Origin of the sequence: uncultured Sulfitobacter sp. (assembly GCF_947500075.1) — a bacterium.
Lineage (GTDB): Bacteria > Pseudomonadota > Alphaproteobacteria > Rhodobacterales > Rhodobacteraceae > Sulfitobacter.
In genome coordinates this window covers 185,767-211,121 of record NZ_CANMQS010000001.1, presented here as the reverse complement: position 1 = coordinate 211,121, position 25,355 = coordinate 185,767, and the positions used below count along the sequence as shown (strand labels likewise).

At 61.8% G+C, this 25,355-nt stretch carries 25 protein-coding genes and 1 pseudogene; 18 read left to right on the top strand and 8 right to left on the bottom strand.

Annotated features, from left to right (window positions below; translation table 11 throughout):
- The first annotated feature begins 168 nt into the window (after positions 1-168).
- The 3 genes from hisC to Q1A91_RS01065 are packed head-to-tail and all read left to right on the top strand — an operon-like array spanning position 169 to position 2,962.
- On the top strand, positions 169-1,251 hold the full coding sequence (gene hisC, locus Q1A91_RS01075; protein ID WP_299871560.1) for a histidinol-phosphate transaminase: 1,083 nt from the start codon (positions 169-171) through the stop codon (positions 1,249-1,251).
- Complete coding sequence (locus Q1A91_RS01070; RefSeq protein WP_299871557.1) at positions 1,248-2,168, top strand: prephenate/arogenate dehydrogenase family protein; 921 nt, start codon at positions 1,248-1,250, stop codon at positions 2,166-2,168. The genes hisC and Q1A91_RS01070 overlap by 4 nt, the downstream gene beginning before the upstream one ends.
- On the top strand, positions 2,165-2,962 hold the full coding sequence (locus tag Q1A91_RS01065) for an extensin family protein (protein ID WP_299871554.1): 798 nt from the start codon (positions 2,165-2,167) through the stop codon (positions 2,960-2,962). Before Q1A91_RS01070 ends, Q1A91_RS01065 begins: the two co-directional genes overlap by 4 nt.
- Here Q1A91_RS01065 and Q1A91_RS01060 read toward each other — a convergent pair whose 3' ends face one another.
- Positions 2,963-3,961, bottom strand: a complete 999-nt coding sequence (locus Q1A91_RS01060) for a DUF2125 domain-containing protein (RefSeq protein ID WP_299871549.1) — start codon at positions 3,959-3,961, stop codon at positions 2,963-2,965. It lies immediately after the preceding gene.
- A gap of 82 nt (positions 3,962-4,043) precedes the next feature.
- On the opposite strand from Q1A91_RS01060, the gene Q1A91_RS01055 reads away from it, so the two are divergent.
- From Q1A91_RS01055 to Q1A91_RS01045, 3 genes are all read left to right on the top strand, one after another.
- Positions 4,044-4,571 (top strand): gamma-glutamylcyclotransferase, encoded by a 528-nt coding sequence (locus Q1A91_RS01055; protein WP_299871546.1) that lies wholly within the window; start codon positions 4,044-4,046, stop codon positions 4,569-4,571.
- A 75-nt stretch (positions 4,572-4,646) separates the two neighbouring features.
- Positions 4,647-5,867 carry a biopolymer transporter ExbB gene (locus Q1A91_RS01050; protein ID WP_299871543.1) on the top strand — a complete coding sequence of 407 codons (1,221 nt, stop codon included), beginning with the start codon at positions 4,647-4,649 and terminating at the stop codon, positions 5,865-5,867.
- Between the two features lie 2 nt (positions 5,868-5,869).
- A complete protein-coding gene (locus tag Q1A91_RS01045; RefSeq protein WP_299871541.1) occupies positions 5,870-7,849 on the top strand; it encodes a peptidoglycan -binding protein in 1,980 nt (659 codons plus the stop codon).
- A gap of 56 nt (positions 7,850-7,905) precedes the next feature.
- On the opposite strand, the gene Q1A91_RS01040 is transcribed toward Q1A91_RS01045, so the two are convergent.
- From Q1A91_RS01040 to gloB, 3 genes are all read right to left on the bottom strand, one after another.
- Positions 7,906-8,865 (bottom strand): M23 family metallopeptidase, encoded by a 960-nt coding sequence (locus Q1A91_RS01040; RefSeq protein ID WP_299871539.1) that lies wholly within the window; start codon positions 8,863-8,865, stop codon positions 7,906-7,908.
- Positions 8,862-11,183 (bottom strand): ATP-dependent Clp protease ATP-binding subunit ClpA, encoded by a 2,322-nt coding sequence (gene clpA, locus Q1A91_RS01035; RefSeq protein WP_299871536.1) that lies wholly within the window; start codon positions 11,181-11,183, stop codon positions 8,862-8,864. The genes Q1A91_RS01040 and clpA overlap by 4 nt, the downstream gene beginning before the upstream one ends.
- A 252-nt stretch (positions 11,184-11,435) precedes the next feature.
- Positions 11,436-12,203 (bottom strand): hydroxyacylglutathione hydrolase, encoded by a 768-nt coding sequence (gloB, locus tag Q1A91_RS01030; RefSeq protein WP_299871533.1) that lies wholly within the window; start codon positions 12,201-12,203, stop codon positions 11,436-11,438.
- A gap of 63 nt (positions 12,204-12,266) precedes the next feature.
- Between gloB and Q1A91_RS01025 the strand changes: the two genes are divergently transcribed.
- The 10 genes and pseudogenes from Q1A91_RS01025 to Q1A91_RS00980 all read left to right on the top strand — a co-directional run.
- The gene (locus Q1A91_RS01025; protein ID WP_299871531.1) at positions 12,267-13,040 is read left to right on the top strand and encodes a methyltransferase domain-containing protein; all 774 of its coding nucleotides are present in this window, start codon (positions 12,267-12,269) and stop codon (positions 13,038-13,040) included.
- Positions 13,041-13,295: 255 nt separating this feature from the next.
- Positions 13,296-13,856, top strand: coding sequence for a F0F1 ATP synthase subunit delta (locus tag Q1A91_RS01020; protein WP_299871528.1), 561 nt, complete (start codon positions 13,296-13,298; stop codon positions 13,854-13,856).
- Positions 13,857-15,395, top strand: a complete 1,539-nt coding sequence (gene atpA, locus Q1A91_RS01015; RefSeq protein ID WP_299871525.1) for a F0F1 ATP synthase subunit alpha — start codon at positions 13,857-13,859, stop codon at positions 15,393-15,395.
- 18 nt (positions 15,396-15,413) lie between these two features.
- Positions 15,414-16,289 (top strand): F0F1 ATP synthase subunit gamma, encoded by an 876-nt coding sequence (locus Q1A91_RS01010; protein WP_299871522.1) that lies wholly within the window; start codon positions 15,414-15,416, stop codon positions 16,287-16,289.
- Between the two features lie 18 nt (positions 16,290-16,307).
- On the top strand, positions 16,308-17,732 hold the full coding sequence (gene atpD, locus Q1A91_RS01005; protein ID WP_299871519.1) for a F0F1 ATP synthase subunit beta: 1,425 nt from the start codon (positions 16,308-16,310) through the stop codon (positions 17,730-17,732).
- A gap of 13 nt (positions 17,733-17,745) precedes the next feature.
- Positions 17,746-18,174, top strand: a complete 429-nt coding sequence (locus Q1A91_RS01000) for a F0F1 ATP synthase subunit epsilon (RefSeq protein ID WP_299871516.1) — start codon at positions 17,746-17,748, stop codon at positions 18,172-18,174.
- A gap of 156 nt (positions 18,175-18,330) precedes the next feature.
- Positions 18,331-18,681: an H-type lectin domain-containing protein gene (locus Q1A91_RS00995; protein WP_299871513.1), complete on the top strand. Its 351-nt coding sequence runs from the start codon at positions 18,331-18,333 to the stop codon at positions 18,679-18,681.
- Between the two features lie 94 nt (positions 18,682-18,775).
- Positions 18,776-19,192, top strand: a complete 417-nt coding sequence (locus Q1A91_RS00990) for a VOC family protein (protein WP_299871510.1) — start codon at positions 18,776-18,778, stop codon at positions 19,190-19,192.
- Positions 19,193-19,306: 114 nt separating this feature from the next.
- Entirely contained in the window at positions 19,307-20,188 is an 882-nt protein-coding gene (locus Q1A91_RS00985) for a sulfotransferase domain-containing protein (protein ID WP_299871507.1), read from the top strand.
- Positions 20,189-20,217: 29 nt separating this feature from the next.
- A pseudogene (locus Q1A91_RS00980) lies at positions 20,218-20,325 on the top strand (sugar ABC transporter ATP-binding protein); the annotation flags it as partial.
- Positions 20,326-20,353: 28 nt separating this feature from the next.
- On the opposite strand, the gene Q1A91_RS00975 reads toward Q1A91_RS00980, so the two are convergent.
- Positions 20,354-21,370, bottom strand: coding sequence for a ribose-phosphate pyrophosphokinase (locus Q1A91_RS00975; protein WP_299871505.1), 1,017 nt, complete (start codon positions 21,368-21,370; stop codon positions 20,354-20,356).
- Positions 21,371-21,480: 110 nt separating this feature from the next.
- On the opposite strand from Q1A91_RS00975, the gene Q1A91_RS00970 reads away from it, so the two are divergent.
- Both Q1A91_RS00970 and Q1A91_RS00965 read left to right on the top strand, forming a co-directional pair.
- A complete protein-coding gene (locus Q1A91_RS00970; protein WP_299871503.1) occupies positions 21,481-22,077 on the top strand; it encodes a 2-hydroxychromene-2-carboxylate isomerase in 597 nt (198 codons plus the stop codon).
- A complete protein-coding gene (locus Q1A91_RS00965; protein ID WP_299871500.1) occupies positions 22,074-22,880 on the top strand; it encodes an alpha/beta hydrolase in 807 nt (268 codons plus the stop codon). The genes Q1A91_RS00970 and Q1A91_RS00965 overlap by 4 nt, the downstream gene beginning before the upstream one ends.
- 4 nt (positions 22,881-22,884) lie before the next feature.
- Here Q1A91_RS00965 and Q1A91_RS00960 read toward each other — a convergent pair whose 3' ends face one another.
- Genes Q1A91_RS00960 through Q1A91_RS00950 form a run of 3 tightly spaced genes read right to left on the bottom strand, consistent with a single transcriptional unit; the run spans position 22,885 to position 25,315 of the window.
- Positions 22,885-23,919 (bottom strand): aminotransferase class I/II-fold pyridoxal phosphate-dependent enzyme, encoded by a 1,035-nt coding sequence (locus Q1A91_RS00960; protein ID WP_299871496.1) that lies wholly within the window; start codon positions 23,917-23,919, stop codon positions 22,885-22,887.
- Positions 23,919-24,386 carry a YcgN family cysteine cluster protein gene (locus tag Q1A91_RS00955; RefSeq protein WP_299871493.1) on the bottom strand — a complete coding sequence of 156 codons (468 nt, stop codon included), beginning with the start codon at positions 24,384-24,386 and terminating at the stop codon, positions 23,919-23,921. Before Q1A91_RS00955 ends, Q1A91_RS00960 begins: the two co-directional genes overlap by 1 nt.
- On the bottom strand, positions 24,383-25,315 hold the full coding sequence (locus Q1A91_RS00950; protein ID WP_299871490.1) for a bifunctional riboflavin kinase/FAD synthetase: 933 nt from the start codon (positions 25,313-25,315) through the stop codon (positions 24,383-24,385). The genes Q1A91_RS00955 and Q1A91_RS00950 overlap by 4 nt, the downstream gene beginning before the upstream one ends.
- Positions 25,316-25,355 lie beyond the last annotated feature (40 nt).

Below are 25,355 nucleotides of genomic sequence, written 5' to 3'. Positions count from 1 at the left end.
GGCGGGATTGTTTGGCAATTGTCTAACCCGCGAATTGGGCGCCAAAATGGCAGGAGTGTGCTTTGTGCGTGGTGTTGGCCCGTACAGATTGGCGCAGGACGGATTCCCCACTGGCAGTGGCCTGCCCATGCGGTTAGAACCCCTCCAGAACAAGGAAAGACCATTCCCATGACCCAGATGACGCCACAACCCGGCATCATGGATATTGAGCTGTATGTCGGGGGCAAATCCGCGATTGCGGGGCGCGACAATGTGCTCAAGCTCAGCTCGAATGAGAACCCTTTGGGGCCTGTGCCTGCGGCTGTCGAAGCGGCCGCGGCAGCGGCGGTGGAGATGCACCGCTATCCGTCGACGGATCATGCGGGCCTGCGCGCCGCGATTGGAGAGATCTGGGGGCTGGATCCGGCGCGGGTGATCTGCGGTGCGGGATCGGACGAGGTGTTGCAGTTTGTCACACAGGCCTATGCGGGGCAGGGGGATGAGATCATCCATACGGCACATGGGTTTTCGCTTTATCCGGTGCTCATTCGCGCGGCGAGCGCGACGCCGGTCTGTGTGCCGGAGGCGGAGCGTCGCGTTGACGTGGATGCGATTTTGGGCGCGGTGACCGCACGCACGAAGATGGTGTTGCTTACCAATCCGGGCAATCCCACCGGCACGCGGCTGCCGGATGCGGATCTGGCGCGCTTGGTGGAGGGGCTGCCGGAGCGGATCATTCTGGTGATTGATGCGGCCTATGCTGAATATACGGATGGCTATGACGGCGGCGCGTCCTATGCCGCGACACGGCCCAACGTGTTGATGACGCGGACGTTTTCCAAGATCTACGGGTTGGGCGGATTGCGCATCGGCTGGGGCTATGGCCCGCAGGCGATGATCGATGTGATGAACCGGTTGCGACAGCCCTTCAACCTGTCGACGGTGCAGTTGGCTGCGGCTGAAGTGGCGGTGCGCGATACCGATTGGGTGGCGCGGTGTCAGGCGCTGAACGCGGATCAACGGGCGCGTCTGACGGGCGCCCTCGGGCAGTTGGGGATCGCCTGTGACCCTTCCGAGACGAACTTCGTTCTGGCGCGGTTCGCGGATGAGGCGGAAGCCTCTTCTGCGGAGGCGGCGTTTGTGGCGGACGGGATATTGATCCGGCGTGTGACGGGATACGGCTTTCCGGAGGGGCTGCGGATTACCGTGGGCGATGTGGACCAGACCGGTCGGGTGATTGATGTGTTGAACCGTTGGCGGGCTGCGGCATGAGCGTTGTATATGAAAAAGTCGCCCTGATCGGGTTGGGTCTGATTGCGTCGTCCATGTACTGGGCGATGAAACGCGACGGTCTGGCGGGGGAAGTGACAGGCTATGCCCGGTCGGCGGAGACGCGCGATACCGCGCGGGAGATCGGCTTGTGCGACCGGGTGTGCGACACGGCGGTCGAGGCCGTGCAGGACGCGGATCTGGTGGTGTTGTGCGTGCCGGTGGGCGTCATGGGCGATGTGGCAGCAGAGATCGCGCCGCATCTGAAACCCGGTGCCACGGTCAGCGATGTGGGATCGGTCAAAGGGGCGGTGATCGAAGCCGTGGCCCCGCATTTGCCCGATGGCGTGCATTTTGTGCCGTCCCATCCGATGGCCGGGACGGAGCATTCCGGGCCAAGGTCTGGCTTTGCCGAGCTTTACGACGGCAAATATTGCCTGATCGTTCCGGTGCCCGGCAGTGACCGCGATGCGGTGGACCGGCTCAAGGCGCTGTGGAACGGTATGGGGGCCTTCACCGATGAGCTGGAAGCGGAGCATCATGACCGTGTCTGCGCGGTGACCTCCCACGCACCGCACCTGATTGCCTATACGATGGTGGGCGTGGCCGATGATCTGCGCCGGGTTACCGACAGTGAGGTGATCAAGTATTCCGCAGCGGGCTTCCGGGATTTTACGCGGATTGCGGCCTCTGACCCGACGATGTGGCGGGATGTGTTTTTATCCAACAAGGATGCGACGCTGGAGATTTTGGGACGCTTCACCGAGGAGCTGTTCGCGCTGCAACGGGCAATCCGGCAGGGGGATGGCGATCATTTGCACGATTATTTCACCCGCACCCGCGCCATTCGGCGGGGGATTATTGAAGCTGGGCAGGACACGGATGCGCCGGACTTCGGGCGGTCAGGGTCCAAATCGTGAAACGCCTCGGCCTGCTTGCCGCGATTATCTGTGCGGCGCAGATGGCGCAGGCCACGGGGCCTGCGGTATCGGAACGCCCGGTGCAGCGGGGCGGGAACGTGGTGCAGAAACCGCTTGTGTCGCAGCCCAGCGGCTCTATCGCGCAGCCTGCGCAAAGCGCGGAACAAGAGCAGGCGCGGGAACGCGGCGGGCTGTTGCAATCGTTGCGTCCGCTGTTTCGGTCGAAGAAGGTCGAAGGGGAGGGGCGCGCGGCAAAGCGGGCGCTGCGCAAGGGCGCTGTTTGCGGTGATCTTTCGATTCAGGGAGAGGCGATTGGCAAGGTGCCCGGCCGCATTCGCGGCTGCGGGGTGACGGATGCCGTGCGCGTGCGGTCGGTGTCCGGCGTGGGGTTGAGCCAGTCGTCGGTCATGGATTGCACGACTGCGAGTGCTTTGAAAACATGGCTGGAACAATCGGCCAAACCGGCGCTGGCGCGCAAGGGTGGCGGGTTGAAAACGCTGCGGGTGGCGGCGCATTACGCCTGCCGGACGCGCAACAACCAGAAGGGGGCGAAGATATCCGAGCATGGCAAGGGCCGCGCGATTGATATCTCCGGTTTCAAGCTGGCGGATGGGTCTGAGGTCACGGTGCTGCGCGGCTGGAACGCGCGGGGCAGTTCCAAGGCGCTGCGGCGGATGCACCGGGATGCCTGCGGGCCGTTCGGGACCGTGCTGGGGCCGAATGCGGACCGGTTCCACCGGGATCATTTTCATTTTGATACGGCACGGTATCGGTCGGGCAGTTATTGCCGGTGATCAGCGCAGGATGATGCGCGGGGCGGGGCCGAGGGGGATGGGGCCCATGGCCACGCTGCCCCCTTTGAATGTCAGGGTCATATTCAACGTCTCCGGATCGCCGCCCATGTTGGAGAGCATGCCCAGTATCGTTTCCGCCTGTGGTCTGAAATCCGCCGCCAGTGCGCCGTTATCCTGAGCGATATCAAGAGCCTGCCGCCAGTTCTCTACCTGTAGGCTCACGCTGCCTTCCGGCACGCCGCTTGCATCAATCGTCAGATCGCCAGAAGCGCGGTGCCGCAATGCGCCCCATTTGATGTCCGCCTCTTCGATGGTGATCTTGCGGGGCTGGGGGCGGCGGGTTTCCAGTGCAGACCGGTCCCAGGGCGTGTCGAAAGTGACGCGCATGCGGGCGGTGAATGTGTCGAAACTCGAGGGCCAGTCGGTGGGCAGACCTGCCCGCAGGAATGCGCCGGGGGTGAGGTTCGTGGCATCGACGGTGAAGGCATAGGTCTCGGCGGTTTCAGTATCCTGCACCATGGAGGCGGTGAAGGCGCTGCCGCTGAGAAGCGCGCCTTCGGGGGCTGTGATTTGCCACAGTGCGCTGGTGGCCTGCATCGCTTCAAGTTGCAGGGAGGGGCCGGGGTGCAGGTTGAGGGTGGCCTGGCCCGCATTGGCTTGCAGCGTCAAAGGGCCATCGGGGCTGGACATGCGGATGGGGGTTTGGGGCAGGTCCAGTGTGACGTCACCGGGCCACCATGCGGGGGCGCTGAGGTCCAGATGCTCCATCTCAAGCGCGACACCTGTGGCCGGATCGGCCAGTACAGGTCCTTCGACATGCAGGTTCAGCCGGACGGGATAGCCGCTGCGCGTGACGCCTTGCGCCTCTGCCTGCCAGCCTTCCGCCTGGCGCAGGGCGAGCCAATTGTGCACGCCGCGTTCTGCCGCGCTGGAGGCGATGTACCACCACCCGCTCCACAGAGTTGCTGCCAGCATCAACACACCAATCACTCTGCTCATGGCGAACACCCCTTTAACTCATCCGATGGATGCGGTTTACCCGCACCATTGAACAAGAACCAGTGTGAAGGGACAGCGGCACATGGCGCTTTGGGTATTTGGGTATGGATCGTTGTTGTGGAACCCCGGATTTGACGTGGCCGAAAGCGTGATTGGCACCCTGCCGGGGTATGCGCGGTCGTTTTGCATGCGGTCGATCCATCATCGTGGGACCGAAGACGAACCGGGGCTGGTGCTGGCGCTGGATCATCAGCCGGATCATGCCTGTACGGGCATGGCCCTGCGCGCGGCAGACGGCACAGAGGAGGCGACGATTGCGTATCTGCGCGAGCGGGAGCTGATCTCCTCAGCCTATCTGGAGAAGGAATTGCAGGTCACACTGGCCGATGGCCGCGACGTCGAAGCGGTTGTTTACGTCATTGACGAGGCGCATGAGCAGTATTGCGGCGGGCTGCCGCTGGAAGAACAGGCGCAGATCATTGCCCATGCGGTGGGCGGGCGCGGGCCGAACACGGAATACCTCTATAACACGGCCGAACACCTGACCTCTGTCGGGCTGAAAGATGCTGACCTTGATTGGCTCTGTGCGCGGGTGAAATCCCTTGTTTGATAATGTCTTGGGCTTGCCGCGTTTTTCGGTATAGGCTGCGGGAAAGACAGGCAAAAGGGTCAGGAACAAGGCCAAATGGCGCAGCCAGACCAAAAGGGTAAAGTACAGTTTTCACAACCGGTGCGGCAGATTTCGCTGATGCTGATTGTGCTTGCGGCAACGGCGGGTGGGGCGTTTCTGGCGCTGCCGTCTGTCATGCCGATTTTCATTGAGAATCCCTATCTCAACGGGGTGATTTTCGCGGTCTTCGTGATCGGGGTGCTGGCCTGTTTTTATCAGGTTTTTCAGTTGATTGGCTCTGTCCGCTGGATTGAGAACTTCGCCTCTGACAAACCCGACCCTGAGACGGTGGCCCCACAGTTGCTGGCCCCCTTGGCGTCGTTGTTGCGGCAGCGGGGCGCGCGGATGCAGGTGTCGGCCACCTCCACCCGGTCGATACTGGATTCCGTTGCCAGCCGGATTGATGAAGCGCGGGAGATCACGCGCTACATCGTCAACATGCTGATTTTCCTTGGCCTTCTGGGAACCTTTTATGGTCTGGCCACCACGGTGCCGGCGGTTGTGGACACCATTCGCAGTCTGGCGCCTTCGGAAGGGTCCGATGGCGGCGGCGTGGGGGTGTTCAACCGTCTGATGACCGGGCTTGAAGCGCAGTTGGGCGGCATGGGCGTGGCCTTTGGTTCGTCCCTGTTGGGGCTGGCGGGATCACTGGTCGTGGGGTTGCTGGAGCTTTTTGCAGGCCATGGGCAGAACCGGTTTTATCAGGAGCTTGAGGATTGGCTGAGTTCGATCACCCGCGTGGGTTTCAGCTCGGGCGAAGAAGGTGCGGGCGATGGCGGCGGGGATGGCGGGGCCATCGCGGCAGTGATTGACCAGATGGCGGAGCAGATGGAGGGCTTGCAGCGGGTGCTGACGCAAACGGATGTGAACCGTGCGCTGATGGACGAAAAGCTGGGCAAGCTGACAGATGCGGTCGAACGCATGACCGAGAAGATGGAGACGCATGCGCCGGGGCAGGGGCCGCTGGACCGGATTGCAGACGGTCAGGACCGGATGATCGCGGCCTTGCAGAACCAGACCAGCGATGGGATCGACGCGGAAAGCCGGATGCGGTTGCGGTCGATTGACGTGCAGATTCTGCGCATCCTCGAAGAGATTTCCGCAGGCCGGCAGGAAACCATGGCAGAGCTGCGCCAAGACCTGCAACAGCTGACCCGCGCCGTGAGCGGTGACGCAATGGCAGAGGCCCGCCGCCGCCTGCCGGGCCCCCTGCGCCCCGGCGGTAAGGGGGACTGAGCATGGCCCTGTCGCGGCGCACTGGCACGCGGTTTCAAAGCTCCATCTGGCCGGGATTTGTGGACGCGATGACCGGGCTCTTGTTGGTGCTGATGTTTGTGCTGACCATTTTCATGGTGGTGCAATTCGTGCTGACCGAACGCATCACCGGACAGGAGACAGAGCTGGACGCGCTGGCTGGAGAGGTGGCGGCACTGGCGCAGGCGCTGGGTTTGGAAGAACGCGAGAGCGCGCAGTTGGAGGCGCGGTTGGGGGCGTTGAACACCTCGCTCACTGCCGCGCAGGACCGGGTGGCATTGCAGGCGGGGCAGATTGCCCTGCTGACGGCGGAGCGGGATCAGACCGCCGCCGCGCTGGCCGGAGCAGAAGCGCGGATCACGGATTTTGAAGCACAGGTTGCGGGGCTGTTGGCAGACCGGGACAGCGCCCGCGGGCAGGTGGCGGATCTGCAAGAGCGGGAGGCGCAATTGCTGAGCGCGCAGGAGGCGCTGAACCTTGCTTTGGCCACCGCCCGCGATGAGGTGGATGCGCAGGCGGAAGCCGCGCGGTTGGCGGCGGCCCGGCGGGAGGCGCTGGATGCCCTGATCGTCGATCTGCGCGCCCGCAACGCGGAGACAGAGGCGCAGGTGGCGGATTTGCAGAGTGATCTGGCCACGCAAGCAGAGGCTTTGAGCGCGGAGGAAGCCGCGCGGTTGGCAGAAGCCGCAGCGGCTCAGGCGTTGCGGGAAAGGTTGGAGAACGCGGATGCGGAGCTGACGGCGATGACGCTGGCGCTGGAGGAACAGCGGCAGGAGGCGGAGGATACGCTTACGTTGCTGGCCGCAGCACGGGCGGCTGAAGGGGAACTGGACACGCGGTTGAGCACTGCGCTTCTGGCGTTGCAGGAGGCGGAAACGGCAGCGGAACTGGCGGCTCAGCGGGCGGACATTCAGGCGGCATTGGCAGCAGAGCAGGATGACGCGCAGGCGCTTTTGCAGGCAGAGCAGGAACAATTGCGGGCGGCTCAGGCGGACTTGCAGGCACAACTGGCGGACGCCACGGCGCAGAACGCGGGATTGCAGGCAGAGTTGCGCGCGTTGCGCGGTGATCTGGACGCAGATGCCGTGGACCGGGAGACGTTGCGCGCGCAACTGGCGCAGGCCTTGGCGGCGAAGCTGGCGGCGCAGACGCTGGCGGAGGATACCACCACGGAGGCTGAAAAACGGGCGGCGTTGCTGGCGGAAGCGCAGCGGGCGTTGTCAGCGGAGGAAGAGACCAGCGCGGCGGCGCAACGGCAGACGGAATTGCTGAACCAGCAGGTCGCGGCGCTGCGCGGGCAGTTGGGGGATTTGCAGGCCCTGCTGGATGATGCGCGCGCGCGGGACGCGGCGCAGGAGATCGAATTGCAGTCGTTGGGCTCTGACCTGAACACCGCGCTGGCGCGGGTGGCGGTGGAAGAACGCAGGCGCGCAGCCTTGGAAGCGGCAGAGCGGGAGCGGCTGGAAGCCGAAGCGCGCGCCTTGCAGGAGCAGACCAAGGATCTGGAGCAGTACCGGTCAGAGTTCTTTGGCCGTCTGCGCGATCTGTTGGGCACGCAGGAGGGTGTGCGGATTGAAGGGGACCGGTTTGTATTCTCCTCCGAGGTGTTGTTCGCGCCGGGTGAGGTGGTTCTGTCCGGGGACGGGCAGGCGGAGATCGCCAAGGTCGCGGGCATTCTGCGCAGCATTGCCGATGAAATTCCGCCGGAGATTGACTGGGTGCTGCGGGTGGATGGTCACACGGATGACGTGCCGCTGTCGGGGCTGGGCGAGTTTGCGGACAACTGGGAGCTTAGTCAGGCGCGGGCCCTGTCGGTGGTCAAATACATGATCAGCGCGCTGGGGATTGCGCCGGACCGGTTGGCGGCGAATGGGTTTGGTCAGTTTCAGCCGGTGGATCTGGCGGATACGGATGAAGCGCGCGCGCGCAACCGGCGGATCGAGCTGAAATTTACCGAGAAGTAGGGCGCGCATTCATTGCGCACCTGCGGTGGCCGCTTCATGGGGTATGGGGTGGTGTGTTATTCGAGGGTGATCTGGCGGGTCATGGTGCTGATCACGTCGCCGTCACGGATCAGGCTGAGGGACCCGTTGTAGGTTCCACCGGGCCACGGATTACCGCGTCTGCGTTGGCCAACGGCCCGGAAGGACTGCGCCTGATCGCGTTCTATCACCTGATCGCTTTCCACCAACGTGCCGTTCGGCCCGTCAATGCGCATGCGGATGATGTCCCCGGCCTGTGTGCCGAAGCTGAGCGTATAGAGCACGATGGCGGGGGAGGTTGGATCAAGCGGGACCGCATCCGCCGTGCCTGCCTTCACATCGGCATATTCGGGGATCTTGTCGGCGAAGCCTCCGTCCAGCAGGCCGCCGGGCTGGTAGATCGGTGTTTCAGCCCATAGGGTGCTGTCCCCCGGCGTGTTGCAGCTGACCGTGCCGTCAGGGTCGAACGGGTCGATGGGCGTGCCGTCCTTACGCACGGACAGGTGCACGTGGGGAAAGGCGGCTTTGCCCGATTGACCTACGTAGCCCAGCACCTCTCCGACGTCGACATTCTGGCCGCGGGTGACTTTCACGGAGCCTTGTTTGAGGTGGCAGTATTGGGTCTGCCAGCCGTTTTGATGTTCCAGTACCACGCCATTGCCGCATTCGCGGCCTTCGACATCTTCGGCGGTGCCGGTGTCGGGCATGCCGTCCCGAAACCCCACAACCCGCCCTGCGGCAGAGGCGATGACGGGGATGTTCCGGGCGATATCCGCTTTGGTGGGCAGGCCAAAGTCGGTGCCCCGGTGCCCGTCGTAGCTGAGACCTGAACACTGGTAGTCCGAGGAGGAGGGGCCGGGATCACGGTCCATGTATTGCTGGATGAAGCAGCTTTCGCTTTCCAGATCGCAATCAATGGGCAGCTCAAGTAAAAAATCCTCCGCCAGCGCAGGGCTGGCGAAGGACATGAGGATCACCGCTGTGGCGGTTCTGATCATTCGGCCGTCAGAAGTGGCGGCTTGTCACCAGAGATCTGCGGCTTGTCCGGCGACAGGACCGTGAGGTCCAGTTCACCTTTCTTGACGCCAACCTTGACCACACCGCCCTTGGCGAGTTTGCCGAACAGCAATTCCTCCGCCAGTGGCTTTTTGATGTGCTCCTGAATCACGCGGCCCAGGGGACGCGCGCCCATCTTGTCGTCGTAGCCTTTGTCGGCCAGCCATTCTGCGGCTTTCTTGGAAAGCTCAATGGTCACGTTGCGGTCCATCAGTTGCGCTTCGAGTTGCAGCACGAACTTCTCGACCACGCGCAGGATCACTTCCTTGGGCAGCGCGCCGAAGGAGATCACCGCATCCAGACGGTTGCGGAATTCCGGCGTGAAGGTGCGTTCGATGGCCGCCGTGTCTTCGCCTGTGCGGCGGTCACGGCCAAAGCCGATTGCTTCTTTCGCCTGCTCTGTCGCACCGGCGTTGGAGGTCATGATCAGCACCACGTTGCGGAAATCCACGGTGCGGCCGTTGTGATCGGTCAGGCGGCCGTGGTCCATGACCTGAAGCAGGATGTTGTAGACATCCGGGTGCGCCTTTTCCATCTCATCCAGCAGCAGCACGCAGTGGGGGTGTTGATCGACACCGTCCGTGAGCATGCCGCCCTGATCGAACCCGACGTATCCGGGAGGGGCACCGATCAGACGGGAAACCGCGTGTTTCTCCATGTACTCCGACATGTCAAAACGCAGGAGTTCCACACCCAACGTGTCTGCCAATTGCTTGGCCACTTCGGTTTTACCCACACCGGTTGGACCGGCGAAGAGGTAGTTGCCGATGGGTTTTTCAGGTTCCCGCAGACCGGCACGGGCCAGTTTGATGGCGGAGGACAGCGCCTCAATGGCTTTGTCCTGACCGAAGACCACGCGCTTGAGCGAGGATTCCAGGTCCTTGAGCACCACAACATCATCCTTGGAGACGTTCTTGGGCGGGATGCGCGCGATTTTTGCGACGACGCCCTCGATCTCCTTCGTGCCGATTGTCTTGCGGCGTTTGGAGGCGACGACGAGGTGCTGTGCGGCACCGGCTTCGTCAATCACGTCGATGGCCGAATCCGGCAGCTTGCGGTCGTTGATATAGCGATGCGCCAGTTCCACCGACGTTTTGATCGCGTCGGAGGTGTATTTGACCGAATGGTGATCCTCAAAATATGGCTTGATGCCGCGCAGGATTTTCACCGCGTCTTCCACGGAAGGCTCATTCACGTCGATCTTCTGGAACCGGCGGCTCAGCGCGCGGTCCTTTTCAAAGTGCTGACGGAACTCCTTGTAGGTGGTGGAGCCCATGGTGCGCAGCTTGCCGCCCGCGAGCGCGGGTTTCAGCAGGTTGGAGGCGTCCATGGCGCCACCAGACGTGGCACCGGCACCGATCACCGTGTGAATCTCATCAATGAACAGCACCGCATCGTCATGCTCTTCCAACTCGCTGACCACGGCTTTCAGACGTTCCTCAAAATCACCGCGGTACCGGGTGCCTGCCAGCAGTGCGCCCATGTCGAGGGAGTAGATGGTGGTATTTTGAAGCACTTCGGGCGTTTCACCTGCCACGATCTTGCGCGCAAGCCCCTCGGCGATGGCGGTTTTGCCGACGCCCGGATCACCCACCAGCAGTGGGTTGTTCTTGCGGCGGCGGCAGAGGACCTGAATGCAGCGTTCCACTTCGCTGTCGCGGCCGATCAGCGGATCGACATCGCCATCGCGGGACTTGGCATTGAGATCTACGCAGTATTTAGCCAGCGCGGATTCTTTCTTGTCGCCCTCGGTCACGCCCTGGGCTTCTTCCTCATGCTCCGGCGCGCCTGCAACGGGGCGGGCTTCGCCGTAGGCTGGGTCCTTGGCGACACCGTGTGCGATGTAGTTCACCGCGTCATAGCGCGTCATCTCCTGTTCTTGCAGGAAGTAGGCCGCGTTGCTTTCGCGTTCGGCAAAGATGGCAACCAGCACGTTGGCGCCTGTCACCTCGGTCCGACCGGAGGATTGGACGTGAATTGCGGCACGCTGAATGACCCGCTGGAACGCGGCTGTCGGCACCGCTTCGGAGCCGTCCACGTCCGTGACCAGATTGCTCAGATCCTCGTCCACGAATTCGACCAGCGTTTCGCGCAGGTCGGATACGTCGACGGAGCAGGCTTTCATCACCTGAACCGCATCGGGTTCATCCAGCAACGCCAGCAGCAAATGCTCTAGCGTGGCGAATTCGTGGCGGCGGGCATTGGCCAACGCAAGGGCTGCGTGGATTGCCTGCTCTAGTGTATTCGAGAATGAAGGCACAAGCGTGCTCCTTTTCGATCTGGGTCGGGAGGGGGCGGGTAGGATAACGCATCCCCCTGAACCGACCATGGCCTCTTAGTATTAGAGTTTGGTTGATCACGGCGCGGCTTCAAGCGTTTTCTTGAAAAATGATGTCACAATTGCCGTGATCGCAGTGTTTTGGGCAGTTTTGTCGCAGGTTTCCGATCATTGTCTTTGGCTTCGAAACAGACGTTTGCAAACGTCTTCGGTCTGAATAGGGCCAAAACGGGATCAAAAATTGTCTTTGCGTTTGCGAATTTCGGCAAAAACGTCTGCGTCAGATGCGGTGGGCATCCCCAGAGTGGCGCGAATGCCGGGGTCGGCGGGGCGCAAAAAGGGATTGGTGGCGCGTTCGGTTGAGAGTTGCGAGGGCACTGTCGGCTCACCCTTGGCGCGGGCGGCGGTAATTTCGGATGCCCTAGAGATAAGTGCGGCATTACCGGGATCAACCGTCAGGGCGAATTTTGCGTTCGAGGCGGTGTATTCGTGGCCGGAACAGATCGTTGTGTCGTCGGGCCATTTGAGCATTTTCTGCATGCTGTCCCACATTTGTGCAGGCGTGCCTTCGAACAGCCGTCCACAGCCCAGAGCCATCAGGCTGTCGGCGGTGAAGGCGCATTTTGCTGCCGGAACATGAAAGGCGATGTGGCCGATGGTGTGGCCGGAGACGTCGATCACCTCTGCCGTCAGGTTGCCCAGCGTGACGGTATCGCCTTCGGCAACCGCCAGATCGAGCGGGGGCAGGCGGTGCGCGTCCGCCTGTGCGCCGACGACCTGTGCCGGATAGGCGGTCAACAGATCGGGCAAACCATCCACGTGGTCGTAGTGGTGGTGGGTCAGCCAGACCTGCGTCGGCGTCCAGCCGCGGCTCTCAAGGGCTGCCAGGATGGGCCCCGCTTCGGGGACGTCGATCACCGCCACCTCGCCCGTCGTGCCGCAGCGCAGAAGATAGGCATAATTGTCTGACAGGCAGGGGATCGTGATCAACTCATAAGCCATGGCTATTCCTTTGCGCGTGTTGCATCCTTACGTGCAGAGTGACACTCAGACCGATGGGCCGCAATGCACCTTGATGTTCAGGACCTGCGCAATTTCTATTACCGCAGTGCGTTGGGACGCGCCGCGCAGACGTCGTTGCGGGGGCGGATGCTCAAGATGTGGCCGGAAGCCAAGGGGCAGACGGTGGTGGGCTTTGGCTTTGCAGCACCCTTGTTGCGGCCCTTTCTGGCGGATGCGCGGCGGGTGATCACCCTGATGCCCGCACCGCAGGGGGTGATGCCCTGGCCTGCGGGCATGCCCAATACCTCGGTGCTGACGGAAGAGACCTTGTGGCCGCTGGAGACAGGTCACGTGGACAAGCTGGTGCTGCTGCACGGGCTTGAGACCTGTGAGCGGCCCTCCGATCTGCTGGAGGAATGCTGGCGGGTGCTGGGGCCGGGGGGCAGGGTGCTGTTTATCGTGCCCAACCGCGCGGGGCTTTGGGCGCGCCGGGACCGGACGCCGTTTGGATATGGGCGGCCCTATTCGCCGGGGCAGCTTGAAGCGCAGTTGCGCAAGCATCAGTTCCTGCCCGAACGCCATGCAACCGCGCTGCATCAGTTTCCATCGCAGCAGCGGGTCTGGATGAAATCGGCCAAGCTGTTTGAGAAAGTCGGGCAGGTGTTGCCGGCAATGCTGGCAGGTGGGGCGTTCATGGTGGAGGCGAGCAAGCTGGTCTATCCGCCCAAGGGGACGCCGAAGACCGCGCGCAAACGGATATCGGTGCTGGAGGGGCTGACCGAACCCGCCGTCAGCCGAAATCCCCGCCCGGCAGGATCGATGCCGCATCGCGGATAGATTCGGTTTTTGTGAATTCTCCAAGGGTGCGTCGGACCGCCGCACCCCGCGCCCTTTGAGGGGGCAGGACGCTGCGAGCGCAGCAAACAAAGTATCCAATGGTTCCAACGACCATCACTATACTGTGTTGCGGGTTAGCATATGCTCTGCTACATGGCCCCTGATTTAGCCGTCTTGACCCGTTTCAAGCCGCGCCCACATGCCGGTGAAGCGATCCAGATCGCGCAATTGGCCTGATTGAATGAGAGGATGCACGTGTCCGAAACAGCTTCGATTTCCACCGGCATCGCGGAGCGCTATGCGTCAGCCGTGTTTGACCTGGCCAAAGAGGCCAAGACCGTCAAAGCCATTGAGACCGATCTGGAGGCGCTGCAAGGTGCCCTGACCGACAGCGAAGATTTCCGCAGCCTGATCTCTTCTCCGGTGTACAGCCGTGATGAGCAGGGGACAGCGATTGCGGCTTTGTCCAAGAAAATGAAACTCTCCCCCACGATGGGCAACACGCTGGCGCTGATGGCGGCCAAGCGCCGCCTGTTCGTGCTGCCACAGCTGGTCCGCCAGCTGCGCGACATGATTGCGGCAGACAAGGGTGAGATCACGGCGGAAGTTACCTCTGCCAAGGCGCTGACCAAGGCGCAATCCGATAAACTTGCCAAATCGCTGAAAGCGACGACCGGCAAGACCGTCACGCTCCAGGCTTCTGTTGATGAAACACTCATCGGCGGTCTGATTGTCAAAGTGGGCTCCAAGATGATCGACACGTCGATCCGCTCGAAGCTCAATTCCCTCCAGAATGTAATGAAAGAGGTCGGATAAATGGGTATCCAAGCTGCAGAGATTTCTGCGATCCTGAAAGACCAGATCAAGAACTTTGGTCAAGAAGCAGAAGTGGCCGAAGTGGGCCGCGTTTTGTCCGTTGGTGACGGTATCGCCCGCGTACACGGCCTCGACAATGTTCAGGCTGGTGAAATGGTCGAATTCCCCGGCAACATTCAGGGCATGGCGCTGAACTTGGAGGCCGACAACGTCGGTGTGGTGATCTTCGGCAACGACCGGGACATCAAGGAAGGCGACACCGTCAAGCGGACGAACTCCATCGTGGACGTGCCCGTGGGTGACGAACTGCTGGGCCGTGTTGTGGACGGTCTGGGCAACCCGATTGATGGCAAGGGTCCTCTGGGCACCACCAAGCGTGCCTTGGCCGAAGTCAAAGCGCCGGGCATCATCCCGCGTAAATCCGTGCATGAGCCGATGGCCACAGGCCTCAAGTCCGTGGACGCGATGATCCCGATTGGCCGTGGCCAGCGGGAATTGATCATTGGCGACCGTCAGACCGGTAAAACTGCCGTTGCTCTGGACGCGATCCTGAACCAGGCGCAGGTCAACGAGGCCGCAGGCGACGACGAGAGCAAGAAGATGTACTGCGTCTACGTCGCGATCGGCCAGAAGCGTTCCACTGTGGCGCAGCTGGTGAAAAAGCTCGAAGAGACAGGCGCGATTGAATATTCCATTGTGGTGGCTTCCACCGCGTCCGAACCTGCCCCCATGCAGTTCCTTGCGCCTTATTGCGCGACAGCGATGGCAGAGCATTTCCGCGACAACGGCCGCCACGCGCTGATCATCTACGATGACCTGTCCAAGCAGGCCGTGTCTTATCGTCAGATGTCCCTGCTGCTGCGCCGCCCACCAGGCCGTGAAGCCTATCCTGGCGACGTTTTCTATCTGCACTCCCGCCTGCTGGAGCGTTCCGCGAAGCTGAGCGAAGATTTTGGCGGCGGTTCCCTGACAGCCCTGCCTGTGATCGAAACGCAAGGCGGTGACGTGTCCGCGTTTATTCCCACAAACGTGATTTCGATCACCGACGGGCAGATCTTCCTTGAAACGGAACTCTTCTATCAGGGCATCCGTCCTGCGGTGAACACCGGTCTGTCGGTTTCGCGTGTGGGCTCCTCCGCTCAAACCAAGGCGATGTCTTCGGTCGCGGGTCCGGTGAAACTGTCGCTCGCGCAGTACCGTGAGATGGCGGCCTTTGCGCAGTTTGGTTCCGATCTGGATGCCGCGACACAGCAGCTGCTGAACCGTGGTGCGCGTCTGACCGAGCTGATGAAACAGCCGCAGTACTCGCCACTGTCCAACGCCGAAATCGTCTGCATCATCTACGCGGGCACCAACGGCTATCTCGACAAGTTGGAAGTGACCCAGGTGGGTGCATGGGAGCAGGGGCTGTTGAACCATCTGCGGTCCAAGCACGCTGACCTGCTCAAGGACATCACCAACAACGACCGCAAGGTGAAAGACGAGCTGGAAGATAAAATCAAAGCAGCACTCGACGCTTTCGCCGCTGATCACGCTTAATTAAGGAGAGATAGGCCCATGGCAAATCTCAAGGACCTTAAAAACCGGATCTCGTCGGTCAAATCGACCCGCAAGATCACTAAGGCCATGCAAATGGTCGCGGCTGCCAAGCTGCGCCGTGCGCAGGAAGCGGCAGAGATGTCGCGCCCTTACGCGGAGCGGTTCAATGCTGTGATGGCAGGGCTGGCCGCGTCTGTTGGCGGGTCTGATTCAGCGCCCAAGCTGCTGTCAGGCACCGGTTCGGACAAGGTGAACCTGCTGGTCGTGATGACCTCTGAACGCGGTCTGTGTGGTGGTTTCAACACCAACATCGTCAAAAAGGCCCGTGCCCATGCGCAAGAGCTGTTGGCGGCGGGCAAAGAGGTGAAAATCCTCACCGTTGGCAAGAAAGGCCGGGATCAGCTGAAGCGTGACTTCGGGGATCATCTGGTCGGTCATGTCGACATGACGGAGGTGAAACGCCTTGCCTATTCAGACGCCCAGGGCATCGCCAAGGACGTGCTGAACCGCTTTGACGGGGGCGAATTTGATGTGGCCACGGTCTTCTATTCGGATTTCGTGAACGTCGTCAGCCAGATCCCCCGCGCGCATCAGATTATTCCTGCGACGTTTGAAGCGTCAGAGGATGAAGGGGCGAGCACGCTGTTCGATTACGAGCCTTCCGAGGAAGCGATCCTTGCGGATCTGCTGCCCCGTGGTGTGGCGACGGCGATCTTCTCGGGCCTGCTGGAAAATGCAGCCTCGGAGCAGGGCGCGCGGATGTCTGCAATGGACAACGCCACGCGCAACGCTGGTGACATGATCGACAGCCTCACCATCCAATACAACCGTTCCCGTCAGGCCGTTATTACGAACGAGCTGATCGAAATCATTTCCGGCGCGGAAGCGCTGTAAGCAAATCGGAGACACGACATGGCAAAAGCAGTCGGCAAAATCACCCAGGTCATCGGCGCTGTCGTTGACGTTCAGTTCGAAGGCGATCTGCCCGAGATCCTGAACGCCCTTCACACCGACAACCAGGACAAGACACTGGTGCTGGAAGTTGCCCAGCACCTTGGTGAGAACACGGTTCGCGCCATTGCGATGGATGCGACCGAAGGTCTGGTGCGCGGTGCGGCAGTGTCCGACACCGGCGCGCCCATTCAGGTGCCCGTGGGCAAGGCCACATTGGGCCGTATCCTGAACGTGACCGGCGACCCGGTTGACGAAAAGGGCCCGGTTGAGACGGATGAAAAACGCGCCATCCACGGTGACGCGCCGTCCTTTGCCGCCCAGTCCACTGAGACCGAAATCCTGACCACGGGCATCAAGGTCATCGACCTGCTGGCCCCCTACACCAAAGGCGGCAAGATCGGCCTCTTCGGTGGTGCGGGTGTGGGCAAGACGGTTCTGATCATGGAACTGATCAACAACATCGCCAAGGTGCACTCCGGTCTGTCCGTCTTCGCGGGCGTGGGGGAGCGTACCCGTGAGGGCAACGACCTCTATCACGAGATGATCGAATCCGGCGTTATCGTCCCTGACGACATGACGTCTTCCAAGATTGCGCTGGTCTATGGCCAGATGAACGAACCTCCAGGTGCGCGTATGCGTGTGGCCCTGTCCGGTCTGACACTGGCCGAGCAGTTCCGCGACGAATCCGGGTCCGACGTTCTGTTCTTCGTGGACAACATCTTCCGCTTTACACAGGCGGGTTCCGAGGTGTCGGCTCTGCTGGGTCGTATTCCTTCTGCGGTGGGCTACCAGCCAACACTGGCCACCGACATGGGTGCGATGCAGGAACGCATTTCCTCCACCAAGAACGGCTCCATCACCTCCGTTCAGGCCGTTTACGTGCCTGCGGATGACTTGACTGACCCGGCACCTGCGACGTCCTTTGCGCACCTTGATGCGACCACGGTTCTGGATCGTGCGATTTCGGAAAAGGGTATTTACCCGGCTGTGGACCCGCTGGGTTCCACCTCCCGTCTGCTCGATCCGCTGATCATCGGGGAAGAGCACTACAAGGTTGCGACCGACGTGCAGCAGGTGCTTCAGCGCTACAAATCGCTTCAGGACATCATCGCGATCCTCGGGATGGACGAACTCAGCGAGGACGACAAACTGGCCGTGGCCCGTGCGCGCAAGATCGAGCGTTTCCTGTCCCAGCCGTTTGACGTGGCGAAGGTCTTTACCGGCTCTGACGGCGTGCAGGTGCCGCTGGAAGACACGATTGCCTCCTTCAAGGCGGTTGTGGCCGGCGAATACGACCATCTGCCCGAAGGTGCGTTCTACATGGTAGGCGGCATCGATGATGTGAAGGCGAAAGCCGAGAAAATGGCGGCAGACGCCGCCTAAGGGAGCCTGAGTGATGGCAGAGACAATGCAATTCGATCTGGTGTCGCCCGAGCGGCGGCTGGCCTCTTTGCAGGTCACGTCTGTCCAGATCCCCGGCGCTGACGGCGACATGACGGCGATGGAGGGGCATTCCCCCACCATCACCACTCTGCGTCCCGGTGTGCTGTCTGTCGATGGGCCGGATGGCACGGCGGATTACGTGGTCACCGGTGGCTTTGCCGAGATCCGCGCCGATGGCGTCTCCGTTCTGGCGGAACGTGCGGTGCCAAAAGGCGATATGACCCAAGAGCATCTTGATGAGATGGTTGAGGAAGCCAAGTCCATGTATTCAAAGGCGAAAGAAGCCTTTGAGAATGAGCCTGGTCCGGTGGATGACGCCGCCAAACTGCTCTCGGACATGGTCGCCATGGGTGAGCATATGGGTCTGACGGCCAAGCAGTAACCTGCAATGCCTGTTTGAAAGACGGCCCCGCATCGCGCGGGGCCGTTTCCGTTTGGGGCGTGTGCGCCCGCGCGATTGCGCCGGCCCCTTTCCAGTACCGCAAAGGTCGGGTATCACTTTGCAACTTCGTTACTTTTTGCAGGTCGGCCCCAGTTTATGAAACGCTTACGCTCTCATTCCATCGGTGTGGACAGCGGAGATGTGATCCTGTTCTCGGACTACGAGGACGGGGGAGAGATGTGGACAGGCCGCGGCCAGCGCGAGCGGCGCAAGCACATCCGGTTTGATACACCCTATCGCGATGCGCCGACGGTGCAGGTGTCCATCTCGCTTTGGGATCTGGATGCCGCGACAGTGATCCGCGCGGATATCTCGGCGGAGGCGGTAACGGAGAAAGGGTTCGACATGGTGTTCCGCACTTGGGGCGACACCCGTGTGGCCCGTGTGCGCGTGGCCTGGTCCGCGATCGGGTCATTGCCCGACGATGATGATTGGGACGTGATTTGAGGCGGGGAGGGGTGCTTAGCCCCGCATGCCGTATTGTGCGGCGATGATTTGATCCTGAACCTTTGCCAGAGGGGCGGAAAGGGAAGCAGACCACATGATTGCTTATGTCACAGTTGGTGCCGATGACATCACAGGCGCGAAACGGTTCTATTCTGCCTTTCTGCCTGCGCTCGGCTACGGGCTGGATGAGGGACCTGAGGGGCTCAGCTATGTGTTGCCAGTCCCTCCCGGTCAACCGCCTGTTTCCCCGGATTTCTATGTCAAACCCACCTTCGATGGGAAACCTGCTTCTGCCGGGAACGGCTCCATGGTTGCCTTTGAGGCGCGCAGTCAAGCCCAAGTGCGTGACCTGCATGCGGCCGCCCTTGCGGCTGGTGGGGCTGATGAGGGGGCACCGGGGTTTCGCGCGGCCTATGGGCCACAATTCTATGTCGGCTACCTGCGTGACCCTCAGGGCAACAAGATCGCATTGTTCTCAAGCGATCCAACCGAACCGGGTCGGGACGGGTAGCGCGGGTGCCCACGGGGGCCTGCAAGGTCTGCGTCGCAGCGGGCGTTTTTGGTTGCGTTGAGGCCTTGTTCGGCCACTCTATGCCATGAACCGATACCGCAGGGGATGACCGTCATGGCCGACCGGAAGCTCTATCTTGGTCCGTTAACCGACAACCGGCGCTGGGATATGGTCAATATCCGTCCGGATGATGTGGTCGTCGTAACGCCTCCGAAGTGTGGCACGACATGGATGCAGACCATCGTGGCCCTGCTCCTTTCCGGTGATCCTGAGGTTGAACCGGAACTGGCCACCAAGATGCCTTGGGTCGATATTCGCTTTCGCGAGATGTCGGAGGTTGCTGAACGGCTGGAAGCGATGACCCACAGACGCTGCATGAAAAGCCACACGCCGATGGACGGGCTGCCGCACCATGATCATGCGCAGTTCATTTGCGTCTTTCGCCATCCGCTGGATGCGCATTTTTCCTATCGCAGGCACCTCGCCAACATCCACATGCCATTTTTCAGTCATTGGTTTCCCGAAGATGATACGGACGGCGTGACGTTTCGCCGTTTTCTGGATGCGGGGGCCGAGGGATATGACGGCGACGCGGCGCCGCTTGCCCATATCATCCGGCACTACAAGGCGGCGCTGGCCCGCGTGGACCGGCCCAATGTGTCGATGTTCCATTACGCGGATATGACCCGTGACTTGCCGGGCACCATCGCCAGAGTGGCCGACCTGCTGGACATCAGCCACCCGCCGCATGTGTTTGAACAATTGGTGGAGGCTGCTGGTTTTGACAACATGAAGGCCCATGCGGAACGATTTGCACCCGGCGGGGGCACGGGATTCATGAAGTCCGACACCGACTTTTTTCACAGTGGCACAAGTGGAAAATGGGTGGACGTCCTGACGAACAAAGAAATCAGCGCCTTTGATGCGGTGATGGACAGCTGTCTGACGCCCGAGGAACGCGCATGGCTGGAGTATGGATCTGCCGGGCAGATTTGACGGTACAGTTGGTCGTCAGGCTGCGGGGGGCGATCTTGCTACAGATGATCGCGGGGCTGGAGGAGATCACCGCCGGCATGCTGGACATTGACGGCGAAGAGATGAGCGATGGCCCGCCCGCGCTGTGTGGCATTGCGCCGGGTCCTCCGCGCCGCGTGCCGCCAGTTACCCCTGATACATCCCGTCATAGATGGGCCCCAGCGTGTCCGCCTCAAACAGCGAAGACACAGATGTCCCGTTCCAGATGTTCAGGATCGCCTGCGCAAAGATAGGGGCGGTGGGCACAATACGGATGTTCTTGGCTTTCTTGATCTCTTCGGTGGGCTGGATGCTGTCGGTGATCACCAGTGATTTCATCACTGAATTGGTCACACGTTCCACCGCCGGGCCGGACATCACACCGTGGGAGATGTAGGAGTGTACTTCCGCCGCGCCATTCTCCAGCAGGATTTCGGCGGCCTTGCAGAGCGTGCCGGCCGTGTCGCAAATGTCATCCACGATCAGGCAGGTCTTGCCCGTCACGTCCCCGATCACGGTCATTTCTGCCACTTCACCGGGTTTCTCGCGGCGTTTGTCGACGATGGCCAAAGGTGCATTCACCCGTTTGGCCAATTCACGCGCACGGGCCACGCCGCCCACATCCGGGGAGACGACCATCAGGCTGTCCATCTGGTCCTTGAACTGGGTCTTGATGTCCAATGCGAAGACAGGGGAGGCGTAGAGGTTGTCGACGGGAATGTCGAAGAAGCCCTGGATCTGGGCTGCGTGCAGGTCCATCGTCAGCACCCGTTCGATCCCCGTGCCGACCAGCATGTTCGCGACCATCTTGGCGGTGATCGGCGTGCGCGCCTTGGTGCGGCGGTCTTGCCGGGCGTAGCCGAAGTAGGGCAGCACCGCTGTCACCCGGCTGGCCGAAGACCGGCGCAGCGCGTCGGCCATGATCAGCAGTTCCATCAGGTTGTCGTTGGCGGGATTTGAGGTGGACTGGATGATGAACATGTCCTCGCCGCGCACGTTTTCGAAGACTTCGACGAAAATCTCACCATCGTTGAACCGTTCGACCCGTGTGTCGACCAATCCGACATTGACGCCACGGTGCAGGGACATGCGCCGGGCAATCGCTTGGGCCAAAGGTTTGTTGGCATTGCCGGTAATCAGCTTGGGCTCGGAAGTGAGGGGCATGGGGGAAGGCTCTCCGTGGCAGCGGGAATTGTAACAGAATCGCGACGTTGAACCCCGCTTAACATGGCCGTAACGTGCCACCAAGAACCCACCTTTAGATCGGACCCCAGATGCCACAGATCGACTACTTTTTCGCGACACTGTCCCCCTATTGCTACCTCGCCGGGGAGCGGCTGGAGGCGGTTGCGGCCAAACATGGCGCGACCATCAACTACAAGCCCTATGACATCATCGCAGGCTTTTCGCGCACCGGTGGAACGCTGCCGAATGAGCGTCACATCAGCCGCATTGAATACCGCGCGCAGGAACTGGTGCGGCAGGCGAAGAAGCTGGGAATGCCGTTTCACCTCAAGCCCGCCCATTGGCCGACAAATGGCGCGCCTGCGGCCTATGCGTTCATTGCGGCGCAGAATGCAGGCGGCGGGGATCTGGGCAAGCTGGCCCATGGGATCACCCGCGCGGTCTGGGCGGAGGAAAAAGACATCGCAGAGAATGATGTGGTGCGCGCGTGCCTGACCGATGCAGGATTTGATCCGGCGCTGGCGGACAGTGGTTTGCTGGAAGGGGCAGAAACCTACGCCCGAAACCTGGAAGAAGCGGTGGAGCGGGGGGTGTTTGGCGCGCCGTTCTATTTTGTCGGGGATCAGCGGTTCTGGGGGCAGGACCGGATTGAAGATATCGACCTGCATCTGGCGGGCGCGTTGTGAGCCTTCAGCCCGGCTTTGCGCCCTATGTCCACACGCTGGGGCAGGGCCCGCGCCGCGTTCTGGCCCTGCATTGCACGTTGGCGTTTGGTGGCGCGTGGGGCGGCATGGCAAAGCTGCTGGGCGACCGGTTGACTTTCGTCGCGCCTGATTTGCCCAGCCATGGCAATAGCGCGAAATGGGACGGGCAAAGCGACTTTGCGCAGACGGTGTTTGATACCACCCTGGCGCAGATGGATGCGGCTCCGATGGATGTGATCGGGCATTCCTTCGGAGCGGTGACCGCGCTGCGGCTGGCGGCAAAGCATCCCGAGCGCATTCGGTCGCTGACAGCGTTCGAGCCCGTCTTCTTTGCGGTCGCCAAGGCCGATGCACCGGAGACGCTGGTCGATCATGACCGGGCAGCCAAGCCCTTTCAGGACGCGATCGATGCAGGGAACATGGAAGGGGCCGCACGGGCGTTTAACAGCATGTGGAGCACGGAACGCGGCACATGGGACAAGATGCCCGAGCGCAGCCGCATGGCCATGGCACGGGCCATTCACGTGGTGCCCAGCACCTATGCGCTTCTCTATGATGACACCGACGGCATCCTTGCGCCCGGTGTGCTGGAGCGGTTGCGCATGCCTGTGACACTGGTGCGCGGCGCGTTCACCCACCGGGCGGTGACCGCGACGCTGGACGGGTTGCACAACCGCATTCCGGGGTCAGTTGTGGAGGTCATCCCCGAAGCAGGGCATATGGCACCGATTTCACATCCACGGGAGGTGGCAGCGGTGTTCGAAGCCGCGCTGGCGCGGGGCTGACCGGTCAGAAGTGCGCGAGGAACGTATCAATCTGATCGCGTGTGATGGACCAGTCGCAGACAAGGCGGCAGGCCACCATGTCCTCCGCCGCGCCGGGCAGCACATCGCCCCAAAGGTTGTATTGGGCGCCCGCATCGTGGAGGCGCTGGTGCACGGACCTTGGGAAGCGCGTGAAGATCATGTTGGCATCAGGGGTATGCAGAAACTCAGCGCCCGCTTTGGTCAGACACTGCGCCAGATATGCAGCATTGTCATTTGCCTGATGTGCGGTGCGCAGGAACAGGTCGTCCTGTAGATATCCGGCCATCTGCGCCGACAGGTAGCGGTGTTTAGAGAAAAGATGCGCGCCGCGTTTGCGGCGGAGCTGAAACTCCCACGCCTTTGAGGGATCAAAGAAAACAACGGCTTCCACCGCCATGCACCCGTTTTTGGTGCCCCCAAAGCTGACCACGTCCACGCCGGACTTCCACGACATCTCTGCCGCTGTGCATCCCAGTGCCGCCTGCGCATTGGCAAAGCGCGCGCCGTCCAGATGGACGGGTAGATTGTGGGCCTTGGCAACAGCGGTGAGGGCTTGCAGTTCCGCAAGGGAATGGACAGAGCCCCGTTCCGTGACCTGCGTGATCGTCACGGGGCCTGGCTGAGCAACGTGGACGTCGCCTGCGGGATGGGCCGTGATTGCGGCCTCCAGTGCCTCCGGCGTCATCTTGTCGTCTGTGCGCACGCAGGTAAGCTTGACGGCACCGGCGTAAAACTCCGGCGCGTTGCATTCGTCTTCTTCCACGTGGGCGACGCTGGAACAGTAGATTGTCTGCCACGGTTGGGTGTAACACGCCAGCGCCAGCGCATTGGCCGCCGTCCCGGTGGAGACCAGAAACACCTCTGCCTCCGGTGCCTCGAACACCCGGCGGATGCCGGTGCGGACCTCGTCCATCATATCATCATTGCCGTAGGGCAGCTGGTGGCCTGCGTTGGCGGCGATCACACGCTCCATCACCTGCGGATGCGCGGGGCCTGCATTGTCAGAGGCGAAAAACATCAGGTTGATTCCTCAATAACGTGGTCTTCCCATTCCTCGAACGGGGTGTCGAATTCCGAAACGGTCTGCCCGCGCACGGAAATGCCCGCGCGGTGCACGCTTTCGGGATCGCCGGACACCAGCGGATGCCAGTCGGGCAGGGGGTTGCCCTGCCACAGCAGACGATAGGCGCAGGTTTCAGGCATCCAATAGGCGTGGCTGTCCAGATTATCCGGGCGCAGCACGATGCAATCGGGCACGAAATGGTGGCGCTGCTCGTAATGGGCACAGCGGCAGGTGGCGTCATCGAGCAGGCGGCAAGCGACACGGGTCAGCGCAACCTCGCCACTGTCCTCATCCTCCAGCTTGTTCAGGCAGCATTTGCCACAGCCGTCACAGAGCGCTTCCCACTCCGTGGGCGACATCCGGGTCAGCGGTTTCTTCTCCCAGAACCGCGGCGTGAGGCCCTTGGCGGCGATGGGTTTCATAGCGCGCTGAGGATCGCACGAGCGCGGGCGCTGTCATCATCCATCTGCGCGATGAGCGCGTCGAGACTGTCGAACTTTTCCTCACCCCGCAGATGCTCCACCAGGCCGACCGAAAGGGATTTGCCGTAAAGGTCGCCCTTGAAATCAAAGAGATAGGTTTCGATGTTGGGGGTGTTCACCCCGAACATCGGGCGCACGCCAAGGCTGGCCACACCGTGATAGCTGCCCGCCTGCGGCCCTTCCAGAACATCGACCAGCACGGCGTAGACGCCAAAGGCCGGCGGGTGCAGGCCTTCGATGGACATGTTCGCCGTCGGATACCCCAAAGTGCGCCCGCGCTTTTCCCCGTGCAGCACCGCCCCGTCGATCCGGTGCCAGTGGCCCAGCATCTCGGCCGCATCGCGCGGGCGTCCATCGCTGAGGGCTGCACGGATGGCGGTGGAGGAAACGGTCTGTGTGCCATTGGCCATCAGCGGGGCGATGGTCACGTCAAAACCCAGTTGCGCGCCAAACGCCTTGAGGTCTTCTGCGGTGCCTTTGCGGCCCTTGCCAAAGCAGAAATCCGCGCCGACCACCACATGACGCAGGCCCAGACCGGCGTGCAGCACATCGCGGGCAAATGCGTCAGGCGTGAGGGAGGACAGCGCAGTCCCGAACGGCAGCTCATAAAGCCGCTCCACCCCGATCTTTTCCAGCCGGTGCGCACGCGCCTCCGCGCTCATCAACCGAAAGGGCGGGGCGTCGGGGGCGAAATGGCTGCGGGGATGCGGCTCAAAGGTGACAATGCCCAGAGGGGCCTCGGGCAGGGCGTCGCGCGCCAATTCGATCACCGACAGGTGGCCGCGGTGCACCCCGTCAAAATTACCGATGGCCGCGGTGGCCCCCCGGTCTTCGCTTGCAACCTGATTGTACTGCCGGATGATCTTCATGGCCCTTGCCTAATCGCGCAAAGGTCAGAGGGCAAGAGCC

Coding starts and splice junctions, on each gene's coding strand:
- hisC (WP_299871560.1), top strand. CDS start 169: ATGACCCAGATGACGCCACAACCCGGCATCATGGATATTGAGCTGTAT.
- Q1A91_RS01070 (WP_299871557.1), top strand. CDS start 1,248: ATGAGCGTTGTATATGAAAAAGTCGCCCTGATCGGGTTGGGTCTGATT.
- Q1A91_RS01060 (WP_299871549.1), bottom strand. CDS start 3,961: ATGAGCAGAGTGATTGGTGTGTTGATGCTGGCAGCAACTCTGTGGAGC.
- Q1A91_RS01055 (WP_299871546.1), top strand. CDS start 4,044: ATGGCGCTTTGGGTATTTGGGTATGGATCGTTGTTGTGGAACCCCGGA.
- Q1A91_RS01050 (WP_299871543.1), top strand. CDS start 4,647: ATGGCGCAGCCAGACCAAAAGGGTAAAGTACAGTTTTCACAACCGGTG.
- Q1A91_RS01045 (WP_299871541.1), top strand. CDS start 5,870: ATGGCCCTGTCGCGGCGCACTGGCACGCGGTTTCAAAGCTCCATCTGG.
- Q1A91_RS01040 (WP_299871539.1), bottom strand. CDS start 8,865: ATGATCAGAACCGCCACAGCGGTGATCCTCATGTCCTTCGCCAGCCCT.
- gloB (WP_299871533.1), bottom strand. CDS start 12,203: ATGGCTTATGAGTTGATCACGATCCCCTGCCTGTCAGACAATTATGCC.
- Q1A91_RS01025 (WP_299871531.1), top strand. CDS start 12,267: ATGCACCTTGATGTTCAGGACCTGCGCAATTTCTATTACCGCAGTGCG.
- atpA (WP_299871525.1), top strand. CDS start 13,857: ATGGGTATCCAAGCTGCAGAGATTTCTGCGATCCTGAAAGACCAGATC.
- Q1A91_RS01010 (WP_299871522.1), top strand. CDS start 15,414: ATGGCAAATCTCAAGGACCTTAAAAACCGGATCTCGTCGGTCAAATCG.
- atpD (WP_299871519.1), top strand. CDS start 16,308: ATGGCAAAAGCAGTCGGCAAAATCACCCAGGTCATCGGCGCTGTCGTT.
- Q1A91_RS01000 (WP_299871516.1), top strand. CDS start 17,746: ATGGCAGAGACAATGCAATTCGATCTGGTGTCGCCCGAGCGGCGGCTG.
- Q1A91_RS00995 (WP_299871513.1), top strand. CDS start 18,331: ATGAAACGCTTACGCTCTCATTCCATCGGTGTGGACAGCGGAGATGTG.
- Q1A91_RS00990 (WP_299871510.1), top strand. CDS start 18,776: ATGATTGCTTATGTCACAGTTGGTGCCGATGACATCACAGGCGCGAAA.
- Q1A91_RS00985 (WP_299871507.1), top strand. CDS start 19,307: ATGGCCGACCGGAAGCTCTATCTTGGTCCGTTAACCGACAACCGGCGC.
- Q1A91_RS00975 (WP_299871505.1), bottom strand. CDS start 21,370: ATGCCCCTCACTTCCGAGCCCAAGCTGATTACCGGCAATGCCAACAAA.
- Q1A91_RS00970 (WP_299871503.1), top strand. CDS start 21,481: ATGCCACAGATCGACTACTTTTTCGCGACACTGTCCCCCTATTGCTAC.
- Q1A91_RS00960 (WP_299871496.1), bottom strand. CDS start 23,919: ATGTTTTTCGCCTCTGACAATGCAGGCCCCGCGCATCCGCAGGTGATG.
- Q1A91_RS00955 (WP_299871493.1), bottom strand. CDS start 24,386: ATGAAACCCATCGCCGCCAAGGGCCTCACGCCGCGGTTCTGGGAGAAG.
- Q1A91_RS00950 (WP_299871490.1), bottom strand. CDS start 25,315: ATGAAGATCATCCGGCAGTACAATCAGGTTGCAAGCGAAGACCGGGGG.